The 1009-nt window shown below is 69.0% G+C and carries 1 protein-coding gene; it reads left to right on the top strand.

What is annotated here, in order from left to right; genetic code table 11:
- Positions 1-112 precede the first annotated feature (112 nt).
- The gene (locus BN903_RS04780; protein ID WP_048076620.1) at positions 113-946 is read left to right on the top strand and encodes a DUF6498-containing protein; all 834 of its coding nucleotides are present in this window, start codon (positions 113-115) and stop codon (positions 944-946) included.
- Positions 947-1009: the final 63 nt, after the last annotated feature.

The following is a 1009-nucleotide window of genomic DNA, read 5'->3' as shown; positions in this document are numbered from 1 at the left end:
TCTCCTGTAGATCGGCGGGCATACGCGAGTGTTCCGACGGGCAGTGAAAAGCGACCGGGTCGGTCGCGGCGCTCCGCGTGTTTTTATTCTCTCGGCACCACAGACCCGATAGATGGCGTCCCCCACTCGCCCTCCGGCGGGGGGCCGGTCGGCCCTCGCGCTCGTGGTCGCGACCAACCTCCTTCCGCTCGCCGGCGTCGTCGCGTTCGGCTGGAACGTCGGCGAGCTGCTCGCGGTGTACTGGATCGAGGTCGCGGTCCTCGTGATCGCCCACGCCTGCGCGGCGATGTTCGCGGAGCGGCCGATCGATCTGTCTAACCGCTCGTTCTACATCACCGGCTACGACGAGGACACCGAGCGAGACGAGGTGTGGGAGAACGATCCCGAACCGATCCGGCTCACCTCGTGGCTGCCGCCGATCTACCGTCGGAACGCGCGGGTCGTTCGGCGGTCGCTCGGGGTCTTCGCCTTCCTCGCGTTCCCGCTCTTGCCGGTCGGGTTGGACGCGCTCTCGTATCTCACCCCCACCGTCGGGCTGGCGGCGCTCGGCGTCTGCGGCGCGCAGATCGCGGAGGTACGCCGGGAGTTCTTCGCGGAGCGCGCCTACGAGGAGCAGTCGCCGTATATGGTGGTCGAGGCCGCCCAACGGGTCGTCTTCTTTTATTTCAGCATCGGGATGCTGACGGTCGTCCCGGTCACCGTCGGAATATTCGCGATCGAGGCGGCTCTCCTTCCCGGGGCGCTTGACGCGATCGCCGCGGCGTTCGGCGTCGAGGTCCTCCTGCTCCCGTACCTCCTCCCGATCACGCTCGCCAAGGCCGTCGTCGAGTGGGGGCGACGGCGGGCCTTCCGCGAGGACGACCCCGAGGGCGTGGCGACGTGGTTCACCGGCGAGGACCCGCGGCGGGAGTGGAAGAAGCGGGAGGAGTCCGCCGACGACTGGTGATGCGAAGACGGGGAGCGCGGCCGGAGAAGCGCAACGCCGATACGCTCGGCCGCGAAACGGGGG

The organism is Halorubrum sp. AJ67, assembly GCF_000513435.1.
Note: the sequence above shows the minus strand (reverse complement) of the source record. Positions and strands in the feature narration are given on the sequence as shown.

Excerpts from the sequence above, each read along its gene's own strand:
- BN903_RS04780 (WP_048076620.1), top strand. The coding sequence starts at position 113 with ATGGCGTCCCCCACTCGCCCTCCGGCGGGGGGCCGGTCGGCCCTCGCG.